Annotated in this window: 21 protein-coding genes; 18 read left to right on the forward strand and 3 right to left on the reverse strand. The window is 64.5% G+C overall.

Features of this window, described 5'->3' with window-relative positions; all coding sequences use genetic code 11:
- Position 1 precedes the first annotated feature (1 nt).
- From RFM68_RS22940 to lpdA, 10 genes are all read left to right on the forward strand, one after another.
- Positions 2–499, forward strand: a complete 498-nt coding sequence (locus tag RFM68_RS22940) for a DUF1579 family protein (protein WP_320235292.1) — start codon at positions 2–4, stop codon at positions 497–499.
- Between the two features lie 77 nt (positions 500–576).
- Positions 577–882: a hypothetical protein gene (locus RFM68_RS22945; protein ID WP_320235293.1), complete on the forward strand. Its 306-nt coding sequence runs from the start codon at positions 577–579 to the stop codon at positions 880–882.
- Positions 809–1,225: a PIN domain-containing protein gene (locus tag RFM68_RS22950; protein WP_320235294.1), complete on the forward strand. Its 417-nt coding sequence runs from the start codon at positions 809–811 to the stop codon at positions 1,223–1,225. The genes RFM68_RS22945 and RFM68_RS22950 overlap by 74 nt, the downstream gene beginning before the upstream one ends.
- A 27-nt stretch (positions 1,226–1,252) precedes the next feature.
- Positions 1,253–2,155, forward strand: a complete 903-nt coding sequence (sucD, locus tag RFM68_RS22955) for a succinate--CoA ligase subunit alpha (protein ID WP_320235295.1) — start codon at positions 1,253–1,255, stop codon at positions 2,153–2,155.
- A 134-nt stretch (positions 2,156–2,289) separates the two neighbouring features.
- Positions 2,290–5,277, forward strand: a complete 2,988-nt coding sequence (locus tag RFM68_RS22960) for a 2-oxoglutarate dehydrogenase E1 component (protein WP_320235296.1) — start codon at positions 2,290–2,292, stop codon at positions 5,275–5,277.
- A gap of 67 nt (positions 5,278–5,344) precedes the next feature.
- Positions 5,345–6,628 (forward strand): 2-oxoglutarate dehydrogenase complex dihydrolipoyllysine-residue succinyltransferase, encoded by a 1,284-nt coding sequence (gene odhB / locus RFM68_RS22965; protein ID WP_320235297.1) that lies wholly within the window; start codon positions 5,345–5,347, stop codon positions 6,626–6,628.
- Positions 6,629–6,644: 16 nt separating this feature from the next.
- Positions 6,645–7,418: a DUF4241 domain-containing protein gene (locus RFM68_RS22970; protein ID WP_320235298.1), complete on the forward strand. Its 774-nt coding sequence runs from the start codon at positions 6,645–6,647 to the stop codon at positions 7,416–7,418.
- A complete protein-coding gene (locus RFM68_RS22975) occupies positions 7,418–7,930 on the forward strand; it encodes a hypothetical protein (RefSeq protein ID WP_320235299.1) in 513 nt (170 codons plus the stop codon). Before RFM68_RS22970 ends, RFM68_RS22975 begins: the two co-directional genes overlap by 1 nt.
- Positions 7,927–8,682: an SDR family oxidoreductase gene (locus RFM68_RS22980; RefSeq protein WP_320235300.1), complete on the forward strand. Its 756-nt coding sequence runs from the start codon at positions 7,927–7,929 to the stop codon at positions 8,680–8,682. Before RFM68_RS22975 ends, RFM68_RS22980 begins: the two co-directional genes overlap by 4 nt.
- Before the next feature lie 111 nt (positions 8,683–8,793).
- Complete coding sequence (gene lpdA, locus RFM68_RS22985; RefSeq protein ID WP_320235301.1) at positions 8,794–10,200, forward strand: dihydrolipoyl dehydrogenase; 1,407 nt, start codon at positions 8,794–8,796, stop codon at positions 10,198–10,200.
- A 724-nt stretch (positions 10,201–10,924) separates the two neighbouring features.
- Here the strand turns inward: lpdA and RFM68_RS22990 are convergent.
- The gene (locus RFM68_RS22990; RefSeq protein WP_320235302.1) at positions 10,925–11,980 is read right to left on the reverse strand and encodes a TraB/GumN family protein; all 1,056 of its coding nucleotides are present in this window, start codon (positions 11,978–11,980) and stop codon (positions 10,925–10,927) included.
- Positions 11,981–12,270: 290 nt separating this feature from the next.
- On the reverse strand, positions 12,271–13,209 hold the full coding sequence (locus RFM68_RS22995) for a tyrosine recombinase XerC (protein ID WP_320235320.1): 939 nt from the start codon (positions 13,207–13,209) through the stop codon (positions 12,271–12,273).
- A 98-nt stretch (positions 13,210–13,307) separates the two neighbouring features.
- Between RFM68_RS22995 and rimM the strand changes: the two genes are divergently transcribed.
- Complete coding sequence (gene rimM / locus RFM68_RS23000) at positions 13,308–13,904, forward strand: ribosome maturation factor RimM (protein ID WP_320235303.1); 597 nt, start codon at positions 13,308–13,310, stop codon at positions 13,902–13,904.
- Positions 13,901–14,599 carry a tRNA (guanosine(37)-N1)-methyltransferase TrmD gene (trmD, locus tag RFM68_RS23005; protein WP_320235304.1) on the forward strand — a complete coding sequence of 233 codons (699 nt, stop codon included), beginning with the start codon at positions 13,901–13,903 and terminating at the stop codon, positions 14,597–14,599. Before rimM ends, trmD begins: the two co-directional genes overlap by 4 nt.
- On the opposite strand, the gene RFM68_RS23010 is transcribed toward trmD, so the two are convergent.
- Positions 14,581–15,333, reverse strand: coding sequence for a sulfite exporter TauE/SafE family protein (locus RFM68_RS23010; RefSeq protein WP_320235305.1), 753 nt, complete (start codon positions 15,331–15,333; stop codon positions 14,581–14,583). The two genes, trmD and RFM68_RS23010, sit on opposite strands and share 19 nt — an antisense overlap.
- Positions 15,334–15,744: 411 nt before the next feature.
- Here RFM68_RS23010 and rplS point away from each other — a divergent pair, with 411 nt between their 5' ends.
- The 6 genes from rplS to RFM68_RS23040 all read left to right on the forward strand — a co-directional run bounded on the left by rplS (position 15,745) and on the right by RFM68_RS23040 (position 20,486).
- Complete coding sequence (gene rplS / locus RFM68_RS23015) at positions 15,745–16,287, forward strand: 50S ribosomal protein L19 (RefSeq protein ID WP_320235306.1); 543 nt, start codon at positions 15,745–15,747, stop codon at positions 16,285–16,287.
- A 483-nt stretch (positions 16,288–16,770) separates the two neighbouring features.
- On the forward strand, positions 16,771–17,190 hold the full coding sequence (locus RFM68_RS23020) for an organic hydroperoxide resistance protein (RefSeq protein ID WP_320235307.1): 420 nt from the start codon (positions 16,771–16,773) through the stop codon (positions 17,188–17,190).
- Entirely contained in the window at positions 17,187–17,687 is a 501-nt protein-coding gene (locus RFM68_RS23025; RefSeq protein WP_320235308.1) for a MarR family winged helix-turn-helix transcriptional regulator, read from the forward strand. Before RFM68_RS23020 ends, RFM68_RS23025 begins: the two co-directional genes overlap by 4 nt.
- A 169-nt stretch (positions 17,688–17,856) precedes the next feature.
- Positions 17,857–18,654, forward strand: a complete 798-nt coding sequence (locus RFM68_RS23030) for a transporter substrate-binding domain-containing protein (RefSeq protein WP_320235309.1) — start codon at positions 17,857–17,859, stop codon at positions 18,652–18,654.
- Positions 18,655–18,915: 261 nt separating this feature from the next.
- A complete protein-coding gene (locus RFM68_RS23035; RefSeq protein ID WP_320235310.1) occupies positions 18,916–19,728 on the forward strand; it encodes an amino acid ABC transporter permease in 813 nt (270 codons plus the stop codon).
- A gap of 122 nt (positions 19,729–19,850) precedes the next feature.
- A complete protein-coding gene (locus RFM68_RS23040) occupies positions 19,851–20,486 on the forward strand; it encodes a class I SAM-dependent DNA methyltransferase (RefSeq protein WP_320235312.1) in 636 nt (211 codons plus the stop codon).
- Positions 20,487–20,638: the final 152 nt, after the last annotated feature.

Genomic DNA, 20,638 nt, shown 5'->3' on the forward strand with positions numbered 1-20,638 from the left:
CATGAACGCGGCTTTCTTCTCTTCGCTCTCGGCCGCCCACCAGCGCCTGCAGGCGCTGGTGGGTGCGTGGCGTGGCGAGGAAGAGGTGGCGGACACACAATGGGCCGATGGCGGCACAGCGACCAGCGAAGTGCTGGCGGAAGCGGAGTTCGGCGGGCTGTTCGTGGTGCAGCGCTATCGCCAGCGCCGCGACGGTACGATTTCGTTCGGTTCGCACAACGTATTCGGCGTCGACCACCAGAAAGGCGTGGTGACCATGCACCAGTTCGATTCGATGGGGTTCGTGCCGGCGTCACCCGCCACCGGCATCTGGAACGGCAGCGAGCTGGTTCTCGAGCGGTCGTCACCGCGCGGCGCCGCGCGCGTGGCATATGGTTTTGACGGCACTGACGCCTACCGCATGAAACTTCACTTCAAGCCCGCCGGCAGCGATGTCTGGCAAGACATGGTGAGCGGCCTTTACCGGCGCGTCGCGCCTTCAGAGATGAAGGCGGGCTGACCGATGGAGATCGAGGCGGTTGAAGAATTACACATAATCACACATATTATCCCTGTGTATTTATGTGGAGACGAACGATGAAGAACGTCACTCTGGCCATTGACGAAGCTCTGCTCGAAAAGGCGCGAGGCCTTGCCGGGCGTCGGCAGACGACTCTCAACGCCCTTGTTCGTTCATTGCTCGCGCATGAGGTCGAGCAGGACGACCGGATTGCCTGGGCCAAGGCAGGAATGAAGCGGCTCATGGATGAGGCGGCGAAACGAAGCGACAGCGCCGACACTCCCTACAAGTGGGATCGAAGGGACGCCTATGCCGACCGGGAAGATCGATTGCTTTCTCGACACGAACGTCCTGATCTACGCGGCTTCGGAGAAGAATCGTGATCCGCGTCGCGCGCCAATCGCCGAAGACCTTGTCTCGGGGACCGTCTTTGGCGTGTCGGGGCAGACTTTGGCGGAATTCGTCGCTGTGGCGCGAGGGAAATCCCTTGTCAGCGATGATTTGCTCGACCAATGGCTGGTCTTCCTCGGAGCCTGCCCGTTGGCGCCTGTCGACGAAGGCTATGTCCGCACAGGGCTGGACCTCGCGCGGCGCTACGGAATTCATTACTACGACGCCGCGCTCCTCGCGGCGGCATCGTATCTCGGCGCGCCGATTTTCTATACCGAGGATCTCAACCACAACCAGCTCTATGGCTCGGTCAGAGCCGTCAATCCTTTCCTGTAATCGCTGAATTCAGAGGCGTTCCCACCCATGTCCATTCTCGTCGACAAGAATACCAAGGTGCTGGTGCAGGGCCTGACCGGCAAGACCGGCACGTTCCACACCGAGCAGGCGCTGGCCTATCACGGCACCAGGATGGTAGGCGGCATCCATCCGAAGAAGGGCGGCGAGACCTGGACCGGTTCGAGGGGTGAGGCCCTGCCGATCTTCGCTACCGTCGCTGAGGGCAAAGAAAAGACCGGCGCCAATGCTTCCGTCGTCTACGTGCCGCCGGCAGGTGCCGCCGAAGCCATCATAGAAGCGATCGAGGCCGAGATTCCGCTGATCGTCTGCATCACCGAAGGCATCCCGGTGATGGACATGGTCAAGGTCAAGGCGCGGCTCGACCGCTCGACCTCGCGGCTGATCGGCCCGAACTGTCCGGGCGTGCTCACCCCCGACGAATGCAAGATCGGCATCATGCCCGGCAACATCTTCCGCAAGGGCTCGGTCGGCGTTGTATCGCGCTCGGGAACGCTTACCTATGAGGCAGTCTTCCAGACCACCAATGTCGGCCTCGGCCAGACCACCGCCGTCGGCATCGGCGGCGACCCGGTCAAGGGCACCGAGTTCATCGACGTGCTCGAGATGTTCCTCGCCGACGACGAGACCAAGTCGATCATCATGATCGGCGAAATCGGCGGCTCGGCCGAGGAAGACGCCGCGCAGTTCCTCAAGGACGAAGCCAGGCGCGGCCGCAGCAAGCCGATGGCCGGCTTCATCGCCGGGCGCACGGCGCCGGCCGGCCGCACCATGGGCCATGCGGGCGCGGTGATCTCCGGCGGCAAGGGCGGCGCGGAAGACAAGATCGCGGCGATGGAATCGGCCGGCATCAAGGTTTCGCCGTCGCCGGCGCGGCTGGGCACGACGCTGGTCGAGGCGATCAAGGGTTAAGGCAGTAGCGAATAGTGAGTAGCGAATAGGGAATAGGGAAAACGGTGACGGCGCGATCCGGGAAAATCCCTACTCGCTATTCGCTACTCACTACTCGCTCCAAAAAGGAGACGGAGCCGGGCTCCGCTAACGACATGGCAAGACAAGATCAGGCCAACGACCAATTCTCGCTCACCTCGTTCCTCTATGGCGGCAACGCCGATTACATCGACGCGCTCTACGCGGCCTATGAAGACAATCCGGCCTCGGTCGATCCGGAGTGGCAGGATTTCTTTGCGGCGCTGAAGGACGACGCGGGCGACGTCCGCAAGAACGCCAAGGGCGCCTCCTGGGCAAAGCCCTCCTGGCCGCTCACTGCCAATGGCGAATTGGTCTCGGCGCTCGACGGCAATTGGGGCATCGTCGAAAAGACGATCGAAAAGAAGGTCAAGGACAAGGCGGTCACCAACGGTGTCGTGCTGTCCGACGCCGACGTGCACCAGGCGACGCGCGATTCCGTGCGCGCCATCATGATGATCCGCGCCTACCGCATGCGTGGCCATCTGCACGCCAATCTCGATCCGCTCGGCATCGCCAAGCCGCTGGAGGATTATAACGAGCTGTCGCCGGAGAATTACGGTTTCACCGAAGCCGATTACGACCGGCCGATCTTTCTCGACAACGTGCTCGGCCTCGAGTTCGGCACCGTCCGGCAGATGCTCGACATCCTGACCCGCACCTACTGCTCGACGCTCGGCGTCGAGTTCATGCACATTTCCGACCCGGAAGAGAAGGCCTGGATCCAGGCGCGCATCGAAGGCGCCGACAAGGAGATCACCTTCACCGCCACCGGCAAGAAGGCGATCCTGTCGAAGCTGATCGAGGCCGAGGGCTTCGAGCAGTTTATCGACGTCAAATACAAGGGCACCAAGCGCTTCGGCCTCGACGGCAGCGAATCGCTGATCCCGGCGCTGGAGCAGATCGTCAAGCGCGGCGGCCAGCTCGGCCTGAAGGAAATCGTGCTCGGCATGGCGCATCGCGGCCGCCTCAACGTGCTTTCCCAGGTGATGGCCAAGCCGCACCGCGCCATCTTCCATGAGTTCAAGGGTGGTTCGGCCGCGCCCGACGAGGTCGAGGGCTCGGGCGACGTGAAGTACCATCTCGGCGCCTCGTCGGACCGCGAGTTCGACGGCAACAAAGTGCATCTGTCGCTGACCGCCAACCCCTCGCATCTTGAGATCGTCGATCCGGTGGTGATGGGCAAGGCGCGCGCCAAGCAGGATCAGTTCGCCGGCCGCGAGCGCGGCGAGGTCGTGCCGCTGTCGGAGCGCGCCAAGGTGATGCCGTTGCTGCTGCATGGCGACGCCGCCTTCGCCGGCCAGGGCGTGATCGCCGAGATTCTCGGCCTGTCGGGCCTGCGCGGCCACCGCGTCGCCGGCACGCTGCACGTCATCATCAACAACCAGATCGGCTTCACCACCAATCCGCGCTTCTCGCGCTCCTCGCCCTATCCGTCGGATGTGGCCAAGATGATCGAGGCGCCGATCTTCCACGTCAACGGCGACGATCCGGAAGCGGTGGTGCATGCCGCCAAGGTCGCGACCGAGTTCCGCATGAAGTTCCACAAGCCGGTGGTGGTGGACATGTTCTGCTACCGCCGCTTCGGCCACAACGAAGGCGACGAACCGTCCTTCACCCAGCCGATCATGTACCGCAACATCCGCAACCATAAGACGGTGGTGCAGGTCTATGCCGACAGGCTGATCGCCGAAGGCCACTTCGCCCAGGCCGAGGTCGACAAGATGCGGGCCGACTGGCGCGCGCATCTGGAAGCCGAATGGGAAGTCGGCCAGAGCTACAAGCCGAACAAGGCGGACTGGCTGGACGGCGCATGGTCCGGCCTGCGCACTGCCGACAATCAGGACGAACAGCGCCGCGGCAAGACCGCCGTGCCGGTGCGCACGCTGAAGGAGATCGGCAAGAAGCTGACCGAAGTGCCGAAGGATTTCGAGGCGCACAAGACCATCCTGCGCTTCCTCGAAAATCGTCGTCAGGCAATCGAATCGGGCGAAGGCATCGACTGGTCGACGGCCGAGGCGCTGGCTTTCGGCGCGATCCTGCTCGATGGCAACCCGATCCGGCTCTCGGGCCAGGATTCGGAACGCGGCACTTTCTCACAACGGCATTCGGTGCTTTACGATCAGCGCGACGAGACCCGCTACATCCCGCTCAACAATCTGTCGGCGGCGCAGGCCGGCTACGAAGTCATCAACTCGATGCTGTCGGAAGAGGCGGTGCTGGGCTTCGAATATGGCTATAGCCTAGCCGAGCCCAAGGCGCTGACGCTGTGGGAGGCGCAGTTCGGCGACTTCGCCAACGGCGCCCAGGTGGTGTTCGACCAGTTCATCTCGTCGGGCGAGCGCAAGTGGCTGAGAATGTCGGGCCTCGTCTGCCTGCTGCCGCATGGCTATGAAGGCCAGGGACCAGAGCATTCGTCGGCGCGTCTGGAGCGCTTCCTGCAGCTCTGCGCCGAAGACAACATGCAGGTCGCCAATGTCACCACGCCGGCTAATTATTTCCACATCCTGCGCCGGCAGTTGAAGCGCGACTTCCGCAAGCCGCTGATCCTGATGACGCCGAAGTCGCTGCTGCGCCACAAGCGGGCGGTTTCGACGCTGCCGGAAATGTCGGGCGAAAGCTCGTTCCACCGCCTGTTGTGGGACGATGCGCAGCTGCTGCCGAACCAGCCGATCAAGCTGGTGAAGGACTCCAAGATCCGCCGCGTCGTGCTGTGCTCGGGCAAGGTTTATTACGACCTCTACGAGGAACGCGAGAAGCGCGGCATCAACGACATCTACCTCTTGCGCGTCGAACAGCTTTATCCGTTCCCGGCCAAGGCGCTGATCACCGAGTTGTCGCGTTTCCGCAATGGGGAGATGGTGTGGTGCCAGGAGGAGCCCAAGAACATGGGCGCCTGGTCGTTCATCGATCCCTATCTCGAATGGGTTCTGGCGCATATCGACGCCAAGCATCAGCGGGTGCGCTACACCGGCCGGCCGGCCTCGGCCTCGCCGGCGACCGGGCTGATGTCGAAGCATCTCAGCCAACTCGCCGCGTTGCTCGACGACGCGCTGGGCGAATAAGGGGACCGGCGGAAAAGCTGGCCCGGACGAAACAGACCTCAAGAAGAGAAGAGAACGGACAGGCACAATGGCTACCGAAATCCGCGTCCCCACTCTCGGTGAATCCGTCACCGAGGCAACCGTCGGCAAATGGTTCAAGAAGGTCGGCGATGCGATCGCCGCCGACGAGCCCGTGGTCGAGCTCGAAACCGACAAGGTGACGGTGGAAGTGCCCGCCGCGGGCGCCGGGACGCTCTCCGAGATCGCCGTCAAGGAAGGCGAGACGGTCAATGTCGGCGCGCTGCTCGGCTCGATTTCGGCGGGCGGCGCGGCCGCTCCGACCACGAAGCCGCAGGCGGTGGCCCAGGCCTCCAGCCCGGATGCCGCGTCGACGGTCAAGCAGGCGGTGGCCGAGACCGCCAAGGTCGCCGGCGACGGCGGCGCGATCGAACCGCGCACCATGCCGCCGGCGCCCGCCGCGGCGAAGCTGATTGCCGAACACAATCTCGCCGTCGATCAGCTGTCGGGTTCGGGCAAGCGCGGCCAGGTGCTGAAGGGCGACGTGCTCGACGCCATCGCCAAGGGCGCGCCCTCGCAGCCGGCCGAGACGCCGAAGGCGGCGCCGGCACCGGCACCAGTTGCGGCCCGCACGCCGTCCACGGCCGACGATGCGCCGCGCGAGGAGCGCGTGCGCATGACCAAGCTGCGCCAGACGATCGCGCGTCGGCTGAAGGAAGCGCAGTCGACCGCCGCCATGCTCACCACCTTCAACGAGGTGGACATGAGCGCGGTGATGGCGCTGCGGTCCAAGTACAAGGACGTGTTCGAGAAGAAGCATGGCGTGAAGCTCGGCTTCATGGGCTTCTTCACCAAGGCGGTGACGCATGCGCTGAAGGAGATCCCGGCGGTCAACGCCGAAATCGACGGCACCGACATCATCTACAAGAATTTCGCCCATGTCGGCGTAGCCGTCGGCACCGACAAGGGCCTGGTGGTGCCGGTGGTGCGCGACGCCGACCAGATGTCCATCGCCGAGATCGAGAAGGAGATCGGCCGGCTCGGCATTGCCGCGCGTGACGGCAAGCTTTCGGTGGCGGATATGCAAGGAGGGACGTTTACGATTTCCAACGGTGGCGTTTACGGGTCGCTGATGTCGACGCCGATCCTCAACGCGCCGCAGTCCGGCATCCTCGGCATGCACAAGATCCAGGAGCGGCCGATGGTGGTCGGCGGCCAGATCGTCATCCGCCCGATGATGTATCTGGCGCTCAGCTATGACCACCGCATCGTCGACGGCAAGGAAGCGGTGACCTTCCTGGTGCGCGTCAAGGAGAGCCTGGAGGATCCCGAGCGGCTGGTGCTCGATCTGTGATCGGGGCTGACCCGCGATGAGCGGCTGGCCGGAACGGTTCGGGTTCAAGCTCGGCCGGACGGCGCGCGGGTTGCGGCGCAGCATCCTCCTGCTTGGCTTCTCCGCCGCCGTTCCGTCGCTGGCAGCCGCCGCGGACTGGGATCCGGCGACGGCCAGCAGCAATTTCGGCCTCTTTGCGCTCAACGATGCGCAATTGGCGGAGCGCAAGATCACCGTCACGCCGATCGGCGATCTCGAACTTCCGACGGGTGAGATCGTTGCCTGCGACCCTCTGATCACGACCGACGACTGGCCGGCGTTGAGCCGCAAGGTGAAGCCCGGGCGCTACCCGGTCACACAGTTCGAGGCGCAGGGTCGCGTGGCCGCCGCATTCCTCCGCTTCCGTTCCGGCGTGCCGGTGCGCTGGGAGCTTGCAACCTTGCCCGGACAGGATGTTTCGACGCTGAATGGCGACGAAATCTTCGGCTATCCCGTTGATGCCGGCCTCGGCTCGTTCATGGACAAGGCCGCGATGGCCTTGATGTCGGCCGCACAGGACAAGCTCAAAGCCGATCAGAACTACTATGACGATGTGCTGGCGGCCGAGTTCGCGCCCAATCAGGACCGGTTCGCCATGCATCATCCGGCCGCCGGCAACCCGGTCAATATCGCCATGTTCTGGAGCGGCTGGGGCGATGGCTTGTATCCGTCCTTTTGGGGACTGGATGCAGCCGGCGAACCGGTGGTCTTGATGACCGATTTCGAAGTGCTCGAAAACGCCGATGGCCGCAAGGGCGAGCAGGGCAACTGATGACGAACGCCGCCTCGCCCATGATCGGATTTATGGCCGGGTCGCTGGCTCTCATGGCGGCGAATTCCGGTGCCCAGGCCGCCTGCCCGATCCAGCTTGCCGTCTATGGCGAGGCACAAAGCGGCGCCGAGATCGACTTCACCCCGGCCGGCACCTCGGCGACGGTCACCAACACTTTCCGCATGATCCTCGACAACAATGTCGTGCTCGACGGCATCGCGATGTGGACCGAAGGCTCTGCCGCGCGGCCGCATGGCTCGCTGATGTATAAATGCCCGACCGGCGACGTCACCGGCGAGGAACTCGCCGCCTGCACGGTCTGGGAAGGCGTCATCTACAGCGCCGACGACAAGGGCAGCATCGGCCTGTTGCCGGCCGAAGGCGCCGATGCGCCGCAAAGCCTGATCTTGCCCGATCTCGGGCCGTCGCTCGAAATGTCGGCCGCTTATGGCCCCGCCGGCTTCTCCAAAGTGCCATGGGACATCTTCGTGCTGAAAGGCTGCCAGGAATGAGCGCCGAGGAAAAAACGCTGCTGGTCACCGGCGGCGGCCGTGGCATCGGCGCCGCCATCTGCCGGCAGGCGAGCCGGGCAGGCTACCGCTTGGCGGTCAACTATGTCTCCAACCAGTCGGCCGCGGATGCGCTGGTCGCCGAGCTAAACGCCGGCGGCGGCGATGCTTTCGCAGTCAAGGGCGACGTCGGCAACGAGGCCGACGTCCTTGCGATGTTCGAGGCGGTGGACCGGGCCTTCGGCCGGCTGGACGCTTTCGTCAACAATGCCGGTATCGTCGACGTCAAGGCGCGGGTCGATGAGATGAGCGTGGTGCGGCTGGAGCGCATGATGCGCGTCAACGTCGTCGGCTCGTTCCTGTGCGCACGCGAGGCGGTGAAGCGCATGTCGACGCGGCATGACGGCAAGGGCGGCGCCATCGTCAACCTGTCTTCGGCGGCGGCCAGGCTCGGCTCGCCCGGTGAATATGTCGATTACGCCGCCTCCAAGGGCGCGATCGACACCATGACCATCGGGCTCGCGCGTGAAGTCGCGATGGAGGGTGTGCGCGTCAATGCGGTCAGCCCCGGCATCACCGAGACCGAAATCCACGCCTCGGGCGGCCAGCCTGATCGCGTGGCGCGGATGCAGGACATGCTGCCGATGAAACGCGCGGGCACATCGGATGAAGTCGCGAGCGCGGTTCTCTATCTTCTGTCGGACGCGGCCTCCTATATAACGGGCGCGATCCTCAATGTGAGCGGCGGCCGCTAAAGCAATTCCAGGAAAAGTGCCAGCGGTTTTCCGTCCGGAATTGCGTACGAAGAAACAACCTGGAGCGGTCGATCTCGAACCGCTCCAAAGCCGGATAAGAAGGACACCATCATGGCATATGACGTCGTTATCATCGGATCTGGACCGGGCGGCTATGTCTGCGCCATCAAGGCGGCGCAGCTCGGGCTGAAAACGGCCGTGGTCGAGAAGGACGCCACCTTCGGCGGGACCTGCGTCAACATCGGCTGCATCCCGTCGAAGGCGCTCCTTCACGCCTCCGAGATGTTCGCCGAGGCCGGCCATGCCTTCGATACGCTGGGCGTCGAGGTCGGCGCGCCGAAGCTCAATCTGAAAAAGATGATGGCGCACAAGGATGCGACCGTGGCCTCCAACGTCAACGGCGTCGCCTTCCTGTTCAAGAAGAACAAGATCGATTCCTTCCGCGGTACCGGCAAGGTGGTCGGCGCCGGCAAGGTGTCGGTGACCGGCGAGGACGGCAAGGTCGAGGAGATCGAGACGAAGAACATCGTCATTGCGACGGGCTCCGATGTCGCCGGCATTCCGGGCGTCAAGGTCGATTTCGACGAGAAGGTGATCGTGTCGTCCACCGGCGCCCTGTCGCTGGCCAAGGTGCCCGCCAACCTCGTGGTCGTCGGCGGCGGCGTCATCGGGCTGGAGCTCGGCTCGGTGTGGGCCAGGCTCGGCGCCAAGGTCACGGTGGTCGAGTTCCTCGACAATATCCTCGGTGGCATGGACGGCGAGGTGTCGAAGCAGTTCCAGCGGCTGTTGTCCAAGCAGGGCTTCGAATTCAAGCTCGGCGCCAAGGTCACCGGCGTCGCCAAGGCCAAGAAGGGCGCGACCGTCACCTTCGAGCCGGTCAAGGGCGGCGCGGCGGAAACCATCGAGACGGATGTGGTGCTGGTCGCCACCGGCCGGCGTCCCTACGCCGACAGTCTGGGGCTGAAGGAAGCCGGCGTCGAGATGGACGAGCGCGGCCGGGTCAAGACCGACGGGCATTTGAGGACCAATGTGTCCGGCATCTATGCCATCGGCGACGTCATCGCCGGACCGATGCTCGCGCACAAGGCCGAGGACGAGGGTGTCGCGGTGGCCGAGACGATCGCCGGCCAGGCCGGCCATGTAAACTATGACGTCATCCCGAGCGTCGTCTACACCAGCCCGGAGATCGCCTCGGTCGGCAAGACCGAGGAGGAGTTGAAGAAGGCCGGCATCGACTACAAGGCCGGCAAATTCCCGTTCAGCGCCAATGGCCGCGCGCGCGCCATGCTGCACACCGACGGCTTCGTGAAGATCCTGGCCGACAAGGCCAGCGACCGCGTGCTCGGCGTCCACATCGTCGGCTTCGGCGCCGGCGAGATGATCCACGAGGCGGCGGTGCTGATGGAGTTCGGCGGCTCCTCGGAAGACCTCGCCCGCACCTGCCATGCGCATCCGACGATGTCGGAAGCGGTGAAGGAAGCGGCGCTGGCGACGTTCTTCAAGCCCATTCACATTTAGAGGCGCTAAGGACCGATACCCGCGACTTCGCCATCCTATGGCGAAGCAAGGAGCGAAGCGACGCGCGCAGACCATAGGATCCATGCCGTGACGCTAAGGCGTTGCAAAGATTACAGAATTCTGCACCGCTGTGCTTCCCGTCGAAGGTCGCGGCATGGATCCTCGGGTCAAGCCCGAGGATGACGAAGGCATGGTTGCCACAAACAAGACGGCCCGCCTTTCGGCGGGCCGTTTGTTCTTAAGCTGTAGCCCGGTTACTGAGCCGGAGCAGGAGATGGAGCAGGGGCCGGCGCAGGGGCCGGCGCGGGTGCTGGAGCTGGGGCGGGCGCAGGCGCGGGTGCCGGAGCTGGGGCAGGAGTAGCGGGCGCCGGTTCGGCAGGCTTCATGGCCGGTGCAGGCGCCGGAGCCGGCGTGCTGGCGGCCGGCGGCTCAGCCGGGGCCGGGGCATGCTCGCCTCCGCTTCTGCCAAAGACATAATACGCAACAATGGCCAGGATAATGACAACTAGGGCGATCAGCCACCCGCTGCCGCCGCCACCGCCCGACGTGGGAGGCGTGCTTGAAGGGGTGAAGGGGTCGTTCGGGTTCGCCATGAAACGTGTCCTCCTTGGATGAAAGGTATCAAACAACCAGCCATCAACGCGCGATCCAGCAATCGGTTTCACGCAAGGGAGCGAAAAACGCTGAAAACCCCGCGCTTTAGGTCCGACAGCCGCAAGGCGACTCAATTGACGGCGGTAACAATATACCCCGCTTTGCGAAAATCCTCGACCAGCCCATCGGGGCCGGGCAGATGCAGCGCGCCGACCGCCATGAAAACGTTGCCCTTGGCCAGAATCGGCCTGGCGTGATCCGCCATCACCTTGTTGCGGCTGACGATCATGGTCTGGTCGAATTCGGCATATTCCTCGGTCTGCTCGGGCATGGCGACCTTGAACAGCGGCACAATCATGCCGATGTCGCCCCGCTGGTAGAGAGCGATCATGGTCTCGTTGACATCGTTCACCTTGTCGCCGAGCTTCAAGGTTTCGACCAGCCCCTTCATGTGGAAGGCAAGCGGCAGCGAAGCCATTGCACGCAGTTGATCGGCAATGGTCTCGAGACCTTCGATCGTCTTGCCGTTCGCCTTGGCATTCTCGGCCAGCTTGACGTCGAGCACCGGCGCGCCCGCGCCCTGGCGCGCCACCTCGCATGCCGGCAACGCCAGCATGGTCGACAGGATCCACGGCTTCATCTTGGCAACCGTCGAGGGCGGGATGCCGCGCGCATCGAGCCCCTTGTTCAGCATCGCCGCATCTTCCGGCGACAGCAGCGACGACAGCGTCGTGTTGTCCGTGAACATCATCAGGTCGGGCTCGGCGGCGAGAGCGGCCATCATCTTGCGCTTGTCGAGCACTTCGGTGGTTTCGATGATGATGGTGTCGGCGCTGTCGTAGACTTTCTGCGCCGCGGGCGGCAGCGTGGTGACGCGCGTATCGGTCATGTGCATGGTGCCGAACAGATAGGACGGCTTTTCGCCCGACTTCTCCAGCTTCCACAACAGGCCCTTGCCGTTGGGAACCGCCGCCGCTTCGGTCTCGACCTTCTTGAAGGCGGCCGGATCGTTCTTTTCCAGCGCGGTCAACAGATCGGTGCCGGCGCAATTGGGCGCCTCGGCATGCACCCGGCCGGCGAGCAGCAGGACGACGATGAAAGACAGGAAAAACAGCAGGTTGAGCGCTGCAAGCAGCTTCAACGAGACAAGGGCCGCGCGGTCGGCGATGGCGATGACGCGTTTCATAAGTAAAGCGTCTTAGCGATGAAAAGCGGCAAAACGGTTAACCGGGGGAATGAAATTGTTTCTGGTGCAGTCAGGTGCCGCATCGTCATCCACGGGCGGAGCAAGGAGCGAAGCGACGCGCGCAGACCCGAGGATCCATTCCGTGACCTGAGCCGTGGAATGCGGCGATCCAGAATTCTGCACCGTCGCGGAGCGCCGGGGTTACGGATTCTAGGGTCTGCGCGCGTCGCTCCGCTCCTTGCTCCGCCCAAGAATGACGAAGCCGCAGGGCTCAGGATGACCCCAGAGCTTCACGCCCTTGGATGCGCCCGCTCGTAGATGTCGAGCAGCCTTGCCGTGTCGACGCCGGTATAGATCTGGGTGGTCGACAGGCTGGCGTGGCCAAGCAGTTCCTGGATGGTGCGCAGGTCGCCGCCACGGCCGAGCAGGTGGGTGGCGAAGGAATGGCGCAGGGCATGCGGGGTCGCGGTGTCGGGCAGGTTCAGCGCCGAGCGCAGCTTGGCCATCTCGCGCTGGACGATGGCCGGGTTGAGCGGGCCGCCACGGGCGCCGCGGAACAGCAGGCCCTTGGGATCGATATGGAAAGGGCAGAGACGGCGGTATTCGGCGACCGCCTTGCGGGCCACCGGCAGCACCGGCACCAGCCGCGTCTTGCCGCCCTTGCCGGTGACGCGCAGCACGGTGTCGGCATCCGTTGCGAGGTCGGCGCCGGTCAGCCCGAGCGCCTCCGAGATGCGCAGACCGGAGCCGTAGAGAAGCGTCAGCACCGCGGCGTTGCGCGCGGCGATCCACGGCTCTTCCGCCATTTGACCCTCTATCGACACGACCTGCCTGGCATCGTTTGCGGTCAGCGGCTTGGGCAGCGATTTCGGCTGGCGCGGCGCGCGAAGTGCCGCCGCACCGGCGGCATTGACCACGCCGCGCCGTTCGAGAAAGCGCAGCAGCGAGCGAATGCCGGCAAGGCCGCGGCCGAGCGTGCGGGCACCGGCGCCGGTGTTGCGGCGCGCGGCGAGGAAGCCGCGCAGGTCGGCCGGGCGCAGGTCGGCGATGTCGGAAATGCCCGGCGGGCCGCCGCAATGTCCGGTCAGGAAATGCAGGAACTGGCGCGTGTCTCGCTCATAGGCTTCGACCGTTTCCGGCGACAGCCGGCGCTCGCGCGCCAGCGTCTTCAGCCAGGCTTCGCGCGCCGCCTGGAGGTCGGGTTTTGCCGGGATGAGGAACTCCTGCATGACGGCAGTTTCAGGCATGCAGGTTAGGAAGCGGTGAAGAGGCGATCATTGAAATGATGGTCTCAGGGGGTTAGAGCAGAGCAAAGGAAGCGCCGCCGATGTCGAAGCTCGAAAACCCTGTGCAGATGGCCGTTATCGGTGCCGCCCACGGCATCAAGGGCGAATTGCGGGTGAAGACCTTCACCGGCGATCCGATGGCGCTGGCCGATTACGGGCTGCTTCATGCCAAGGACGGCCGCGCCTTCCAGATCATGGATATCAGGCCAGCCGGCACGGTGGTGGTCGTGCGCTTCAAGGGCATCGGCGACCGCAATGCCGCCGAGGCGTTGGCCGGCACCGAGCTTTTCGTCGACCGCTCGGTGTTGCCCGACGACGGCGAGGAGGACGAGTTCTATCACGCCGATCTCATCGGCCTCGATGTCAGGGACGATACGGGTGTCGTCGGCAAGGTCGTGGCCGTGCATAATTTCGGCGGCGGCGACATCCTCGATGTCACGCTTGCCGGCCGTAAGGGCGTGCTGATCCCGTTCACGCAGGCCGCGGTGCCGCATGTCTCGATCGCCGACGGGTTCGTCGAGATCAATCCGCTGGCGGCCGGTCTGGTCGAGGATGAAGAAAGCGAGCCGCCCGGCCGTTCCGGTTTCGACCCGAAGGGTCGGCCGCGCGGCCCGAAGGATGCCGGGGGCAACCGTTGAGCTTTGCCGCCTCGGTGCTGACGCTCTATCCGGAGATGTTTCCAGGCGCGCTCGGCCTGTCGCTGGCGGGCCGCGCGCTGGAGACCGGCACCTGGTCGCTGGAAGCGATCCAGATCCGCGATTTCGCCAGCGACAAACACCGCACCGTCGACGACAAGCCGGCCGGCGGCGGCGCCGGCATGGTGATGCGCGCCGATGTGCTGGCCAAGGCCATCGACCATGCCTCGCCGCCGGGCGATCCGCGCCCGCGCCTGCTGATGAGCCCGCGTGGCAAACCGTTGACGCAGGCCCGCGTGCGCGTGCTCGCCGCCGGTCCCGGCGCTGTCATCCTGTGCGGCCGTTTCGAGGGCGTCGACCAGCGGCTGATCGAGGTGCGCGGGCTGGAGGAAGTTTCGATCGGCGATTTCATCCTGTCGGGCGGCGAGCCGGCCGCGCTCGTGCTGCTCGATGCGGTGGTGCGGCTGTTGCCCGGCGTGATGGGCAATGCGGTGTCAGGCGAGGAAGAGAGCTTCGAGAACGGGCTGCTCGAGCATCCGCACTACACGCGGCCGCAGGAATTCGAAGGCAGGCCTATTCCCGAGGTGCTGATCTCCGGCAATCACAAGAAGATCGCGGAGTGGCGTCGCGCCGAGGCCGAGAAGCTGACGCGCGAGCGGCGGCCGGACTTGCCGGGCATTCAGCCCTTGGCGAAATAATAAAACGCAAGAAACAGGCCGACGGCGACGACGAAGCCGCGCACGACGCCTTGCGGCACGCGCTTGGCGATCCAGACGCCGGCATAGCCGCCCAGCGCGCCGCCCGGGATCATGACGATCGCCTGCGGCCATGCGACGACGCCGCCCGAGACAAAGACCAGGATGGCGATGGCCGCGATGACCACGGCCAGCATGTTCTTCAGCGCATTGAGCCGGTGGTAGTCGCCGGCCTGCGTCAGGCCGAGGGTGGCCAGCATCATCACGCCCATGCCGGCGCCGAAGAAGCCGCCATAGACGGAGGTGACGAACTGGGCGAGCGATCCGGCGAAGGAGCCGACCCTGGCTTCGGAGCCGGGCTTGGGCGCGGGTTTCAGCCATGGCCCGGCGGCGAACAGGGCGGTCGCGGCGATGAGCAGCCAGGGGACCAGGGCGCGGAACGACGGATTGGACAGCGCGAGCAGGATGAGCGATCCCGCCAGCGCGCCGCAGGCGGAGATCAGGCAGAGCAGCAGCGCCGGGCGCCAGAAATGCCTTAAGTCGTCGAGATAGGCGAGCGTCGAGGTGATGTAGCCGGGAAACTGCGTCACCGAGGAGGTGGCGTTGGCGACGATCGGCGGCACGCCGACCAACGTCATGGCGCCGAAGGTGACGAAAGTGCCGCCGCCGGCCACGGCATTGACCGCGCCGGAGACAAAACCCGCGAGGAACAGCAAGGCAGCATCGAGCATGGTCATTGAGAAGACGTCTGGGAAACGCACATTTCCCCGCTTAGAAAGCTTGCGAGGCGCGCGCAACCCGGCACGGCGGCAATAGCATGGTGCCATGAGACGCAAAAAATATGCCTTTAAAGCGCGTCACGCTGAAACGGGTTCAGCCGACACGCTTTAAGCCCTTGTTTTGATGCATGTCGTCGTCCCAGAACCGCACACACTTCCGGGCGACATGCATTAAGGCGTGACAAAGCACCGAAATAGCTGTATGTCGCCGCCCGAACCGGAAGAACGATCTTCTGGACCCGTCAACAAGTGCGGTGTAGTCGTCCCTGCCCGATGTCTCGACAAAGGGCATAGCCGAGCGGTCAATGGAACTGCAAGGCGAGCGCAGGACGCTCTGACTGTCGGAAGAACAAGAAGTGGATATTTGAGATGGATCTCATCCGTCAGCTCGAGGCCGAACAGGCCGCCAAGATCGAAGCCAAGCGCAAGCTGCCCGAATTCCAGCCCGGCGACACCGTGCGCGTCCAGGTGCGCGTCACCGAAGGCACCCGCACCCGCGTCCAGGCTTATGAGGGTGTCGTCATCGCCCGTGCCGGCTCCGGCTTCCAGGAGAATTTCACCGTACGCAAGATTTCCTACGGCGAAGGCGTCGAGCGCGTTTTCCCCGTCTACTCGCCGATGGTCGAGGGCGTCGAGATCGTTCGCCGCGGCAAGGTGCGCCGCGCCAAGCTCTATTACCTGCGTGACCGTCGCGGCAAGTCGGCCCGCATTTCGGAAAACACGGGCGTGCGCGCGCGCAAGCTTAACGACGAAGAGCGCGATGCGTTGAACGCCGAGCGCGCCCGCATCGAGGCCGAGAAGGTCGCCGCCGCGCAGGCGCTGGCCGCCGAGACGGCCGCAAAGGAAGCCGCCGAGAAGGCTGCCAAGGAAGCCGCCGAGAAGGCCGCCGCCGAGGCCGCTACCGCCGAATAAGGCTTGGGGTCTGGACAGTTTCTGGAAAAGGCGGCTTCGGCCGCCTTTTTTCGTTTGCGGCTGTCGCAAGTGCTCGGAATTTGATCGAAGTCTTCGCGTTTTCGCCATTCTAGGGCGGAGCGACGCGAAGCGGAGCGGAGACCCTAGAATCCATGCCGTTACCTTCGCGAGGGATGCGGCGGTCGAGAATGGAACTCCGTCGAACCTCTGCACCGCAGTATCGCTCCTATCTCACGGAATGGATTCTAGGGTCTGCGCGCGTCGCTTCGCTCCTTGCTCCGCCCTAGAATGACAAAGGTGAATAGGTTAGCGTTCCTTCACACCCCTTCTGTCCCGCCAGAGTTTCAAATTTCCACGCTGCAGCAGCGCTTTGATCCGCGGGTCTGCGCTTCGCGTCGCTCCGCCCCTGGATGACGACATCAGGGTTGACAGCCAATTATCTTGTACGCTAAACAATCGTGTACAAATCAAACGGAGACGAAGATGTCGGCACTTTACACCACCCAGGCTCACGTTACCGGAGGCCGCGCCGGTCATGGCGAGACCAGCGACGGCCTGCTCAAGGTCGATCTGGCGATGCCGAAGGAACTCGGCGGCAGGGGTGGCGCCACCAATCCCGAGCAGCTTTTCGCCGTCGGCTATGCCGCCTGCTTCGAGAGCGCGGTGCGCTTCGTTGCCCGCCAGCAGAAGCTGCCGCTGCAGGACGCTTCGGTCACGTCCACGGTCAGCCTCTATCCCAACGACCAGGGCGGCTTCCGGCTCGGCGTCGCGCTGGCGGCGGAGATCAAGGGTCTTGATCCGGCCGGCGCAGAGGCGCTTGTATCGGAAGCGCACAAGATCTGCCCCTATTCCAACGCCATCCGGGGCAATATCGATGTGGCGCTCTCGGCAAAGGCGGCATGACGACGAAAACCGAAACCATGGCCAGCGAAGTCCCGGCGCAAGATGCCGGGGCGATTGACGTGCCGCGCCTCGACCGGCAGCTTTGCTTCGCGCTCTATTCGGCAAGCGGGCTGATGACCAGGCTCTACCGGCCGTTGCTCGATCCGCTTGGCCTCACCTATCCGCAATATCTGGCGATGCTGGCGCTGTGGCAGCGCTCGCCAAGCACGGTCGGCGAGCTCGGCGCGGCACTGGGTCTCGATTCGGCGACGCTGACGCCGCTTATCAAGCGGATGGAAGCGGGCGGCCTCGTGACGCGGCGCCGCGACCATGCCGACGAGCGCCGGGTGCTGGTCGAGCCGACCGCCAAGGGTCAGGCGCTGCGGGCGAAGATGAAGGACGTGCAGGAAGGGCTCAGTTGCGGCATGCCGCTGGAGCGGGCCGAACTCAAAGCCCTGCACGGCACGCTTACGCGTTTGGTCGACGGGCTGCGCCAGGCCACGGCCGATCAGGACTGATCACCGCAACGGCCAGCCAAACCATCCCTGAAGAGCACTGGATTGCGTATTGACGTGCCTGCGGCGCAGCGGACCGGCTTGCAAGGCGCTTGCGGCAAGCTAAAGTCGGTGCCGGATTCTTCCTGGCCGCGAGAATTGCAGCGCGGTCGAGCACCTTCGGAGATTTGTCATGACCAAGTCGAAACTGCTGCTGGCCGCCATGGTGGCCTGCCTTCTCGCGCCTGTCGCCGCGCTCGCCGACAACTTGCCCGATCTCGGCGGCAAAAAGGTCGTGGTGGTGACGGAAAACGCCTACCCGCCGCTGCAGTTCATCGACAAGAAGACCGGCAAGCAGATCGGCTGGGAATATGACGCGATGGACGAGATCGCCAAGCGGCTGAACTTCAAGGTCGAGTACCAGAACACATCCTGGGATGCGATGATCCAGGCGGTTTCGGACAACCAGTATAACATCGGCATGACCGGCATCACCATCAAGGACGACCGCAAGGAGAAGGTCGACTTTTCCGATCCCTATATGCGCTCGGAGCAGTTCATGCTGGTGCGCGGCGACGAAAGCCGCTTCACCGACGCCAAGACGTTCGGCGCCTTCAAGGATGGGCTGATCGGCGCCCAGCCCGGCACCACGCCGTTCTACACCGCGGTGTACAGCGTGCTCGACGGCAACGAGCAGAACCCGCGCATAAAACTGTTCGAGACGTTCGGCGCGACCGTGCAGGCGCTGAAATCGGGCGACGTCGATGTCGTGCTCACCGACGGCACCGCCGGACAGGGCTATGTCGATGCTTCCGAAGGCAAGCTGAAGCTGATCGGCGGGCCGCTCGGCACCGAGGATTTCGGCTTCATCTTCCCGAAGGGTTCCGACCTGGTGAAGCCGGTCAATGCCGCGATCGCCTCGCTCAAGGCCGACGGCACGCTCGACAAGCTCAACAAGAAGTGGTTCCTCGATTACAAGATGGGGCAGTGAGCTCGTCTTGGTGCGGGCGGTGCCTGTTCGGGAACTCGCGCTGAGTTTGCGCCAAGGCACCCCCCTCTGCCCTGCCGGGCATCTCCCCCTCAAGGGGGGAGATTGGCAGTTTCAGCGCCTCCTCACATCCTGCGCCGTCGACAGTTGGCGAAAGCCGATCGAACATCTGATCTCCCCCCTTGAGGGGGAGATGGCCGGCAGGCCAGAGGGGGGTGGCTTGGCACCCTGCCGTCGCAATATCCGCCCGGCAGGCAACGCCTGATGCCCACTGGATCACCCACCACCAAATCCGAATTCCCCTGGTGGCTGGCGGCCGCGCTCGTCCTCGCTTTGGCCGCCGCCCTCGCCATTGCTTCCAGCGACCTTTACGCCCAGGTCTTCGCCGCCGTCGCCAAAGGCATCGGCATCACCATCTTGGTCACCGCGGTTGCCTTTGCGCTGGCCTCGGCGTTCGGCCTCGGCATCGCGCTGATGGCGCTGTCGGGGTCGCAATGGCTGCGCCAGATCGCGCGCTTCTATGTCGAGATCATCCGCGGCGTGCCGATCCTGGTGCTGTTGTTCTGGATCGCCTTTGCCGGCGCGCCGGCCTTCGTCGCGGCCTGGAACGCGCTGACCGCGCCGCTGCAGAGCGCCGGCCTCATCGGCGAACTCCTGGTGCGCGACGTGTCGCTTTTGTGGCGAGCCATCATGGCGCTGACCATCGGCTACTCGGCCTTCATCTCGGAAGTGTTCCGCGCCGGCATCCAATCGGTCGAGAGAGGCCAGATCGAAGCGGCCAAGGCGCTTGGTCTGACACGGGCGCAGCGCTTCCGGCTGATCGTGTTCCCACAAGCGATCCGCACCATCCTGCCGCCGCTCGGCAACGACTTCGTCGCCATGGTCAAGGATTCCTCGCTGGTCTCGGTGCTCGGCGTCGCCGACATCACACAGATCGGCAAGGTCTATGCCGCCGGCTCGTTCCGCTTCTTCGAGACCTATTCGATCGTCGCCTATATCTATCTCATCCTGACCGTCGGCCTGTCGCTGGCGCTGAGGGCGCTGGAGCAGCGGCTGCGCCGGCAGCATCGGGAATAGCCGCCGGGACAAGTCCGCATATCTCTTTGTTGTTGGCGCAATTCCGGACGGAAAACCGGATCCCACTTTTCCTGGAATTGCTCTACCTTCGGGCGGCATCCATCCGGTGGAGGAACCATCCCATGAATTTCGACAAGGCCAATGCGGCGCTGGACTCCGTCTACACGGCCGACACGCCGGACGCCTTGGCCAAGGCCTATGCCGAATGGGCGGCGACCTATGACAGCGAGACCGCCTCGCTCGGCTATCTGCTGCCGTTCCTGATCACCGCCTGGGTGGCGCGTCACGTGCCGGCCGGCGAGGGTCCGCTGCTCGATGCCGGCTGCGGCACGGGGCTATCCGGACCTTCACTGAAGGCACTGGGCTATGGCGACATCGCCGGCCTCGACCTCTCCGACGACATGCTGAAGCTTGCCGGCAGCCGCGGCGCCTATGGCGAGCTGAAGAAAGCGATGCTCGGCGGCCCGCTGCCCTGGCCCGACCGGCATTTTCGCGCTTTCTTCTCGACCGGCGTCTTCACCATCGGCCACGCGCCAGCCTCCGGCCTGCACGAACTGGTGCGCATCACCAAGAGCGGCGGGCACGCCATCTTCACGGTGCGCGACCAGGTGTTCGAGAGTGGCGGTTTTCAGGCGGTGTTCGACGAGTTGACGCGGGCCGGGAAATGGCGCCTCGTGGAGCAGAGCCCGTGGTTCCGCTGCTACGCGATCGGCGATCCGGAAGCGCTGGTGAAGACGTTCGTGTTCGAGGTGATTTGAGCGCGACTTTCCCTTCTCCCCGTGTGGGCTAGCGTGCGCACACATTTGCTTTGGGGGTTGGTTAGTTGGGATTTGCAAGAGCGAAGCCCTCGGCGATGGCGTGGAAACGTTTGAGGCCGTTGGAGAAGGTGACCGGGCCTGGCGGGCGCTCC

The sequence above is a fragment of the Mesorhizobium montanum genome (genome assembly GCF_033977145.1).
Taxonomy (GTDB): domain Bacteria; phylum Pseudomonadota; class Alphaproteobacteria; order Rhizobiales; family Rhizobiaceae; genus Mesorhizobium; species Mesorhizobium montanum.

Bases quoted from the DNA above. Each gene is read 5' to 3' on its own strand.
- RFM68_RS22970 (WP_320235298.1), top strand. From the start codon at position 6,645: ATGAGCGGCTGGCCGGAACGGTTCGGGTTCAAGCTCGGCCGGACGGCG.
- RFM68_RS23020 (WP_320235307.1), top strand. From the start codon at position 16,771: ATGTCGGCACTTTACACCACCCAGGCTCACGTTACCGGAGGCCGCGCC.
- RFM68_RS22990 (WP_320235302.1), bottom strand. From the start codon at position 11,980: ATGAAACGCGTCATCGCCATCGCCGACCGCGCGGCCCTTGTCTCGTTG.
- RFM68_RS22945 (WP_320235293.1), top strand. From the start codon at position 577: ATGAAGAACGTCACTCTGGCCATTGACGAAGCTCTGCTCGAAAAGGCG.
- lpdA (WP_320235301.1), top strand. From the start codon at position 8,794: ATGGCATATGACGTCGTTATCATCGGATCTGGACCGGGCGGCTATGTC.
- RFM68_RS22980 (WP_320235300.1), top strand. From the start codon at position 7,927: ATGAGCGCCGAGGAAAAAACGCTGCTGGTCACCGGCGGCGGCCGTGGC.
- RFM68_RS22940 (WP_320235292.1), top strand. From the start codon at position 2: ATGAACGCGGCTTTCTTCTCTTCGCTCTCGGCCGCCCACCAGCGCCTG.
- RFM68_RS23040 (WP_320235312.1), top strand. From the start codon at position 19,851: ATGAATTTCGACAAGGCCAATGCGGCGCTGGACTCCGTCTACACGGCC.
- RFM68_RS22960 (WP_320235296.1), top strand. From the start codon at position 2,290: ATGGCAAGACAAGATCAGGCCAACGACCAATTCTCGCTCACCTCGTTC.
- sucD (WP_320235295.1), top strand. From the start codon at position 1,253: ATGTCCATTCTCGTCGACAAGAATACCAAGGTGCTGGTGCAGGGCCTG.
- odhB (WP_320235297.1), top strand. From the start codon at position 5,345: ATGGCTACCGAAATCCGCGTCCCCACTCTCGGTGAATCCGTCACCGAG.
- rplS (WP_320235306.1), top strand. From the start codon at position 15,745: ATGGATCTCATCCGTCAGCTCGAGGCCGAACAGGCCGCCAAGATCGAA.
- RFM68_RS23030 (WP_320235309.1), top strand. From the start codon at position 17,857: ATGACCAAGTCGAAACTGCTGCTGGCCGCCATGGTGGCCTGCCTTCTC.
- RFM68_RS22950 (WP_320235294.1), top strand. From the start codon at position 809: ATGCCGACCGGGAAGATCGATTGCTTTCTCGACACGAACGTCCTGATC.
- RFM68_RS23025 (WP_320235308.1), top strand. From the start codon at position 17,187: ATGACGACGAAAACCGAAACCATGGCCAGCGAAGTCCCGGCGCAAGAT.
- rimM (WP_320235303.1), top strand. From the start codon at position 13,308: ATGTCGAAGCTCGAAAACCCTGTGCAGATGGCCGTTATCGGTGCCGCC.
- RFM68_RS23035 (WP_320235310.1), top strand. From the start codon at position 18,916: ATGCCCACTGGATCACCCACCACCAAATCCGAATTCCCCTGGTGGCTG.
- RFM68_RS22975 (WP_320235299.1), top strand. From the start codon at position 7,418: ATGACGAACGCCGCCTCGCCCATGATCGGATTTATGGCCGGGTCGCTG.
- RFM68_RS22995 (WP_320235320.1), bottom strand. From the start codon at position 13,209: ATGCAGGAGTTCCTCATCCCGGCAAAACCCGACCTCCAGGCGGCGCGC.
- RFM68_RS23010 (WP_320235305.1), bottom strand. From the start codon at position 15,333: ATGACCATGCTCGATGCTGCCTTGCTGTTCCTCGCGGGTTTTGTCTCC.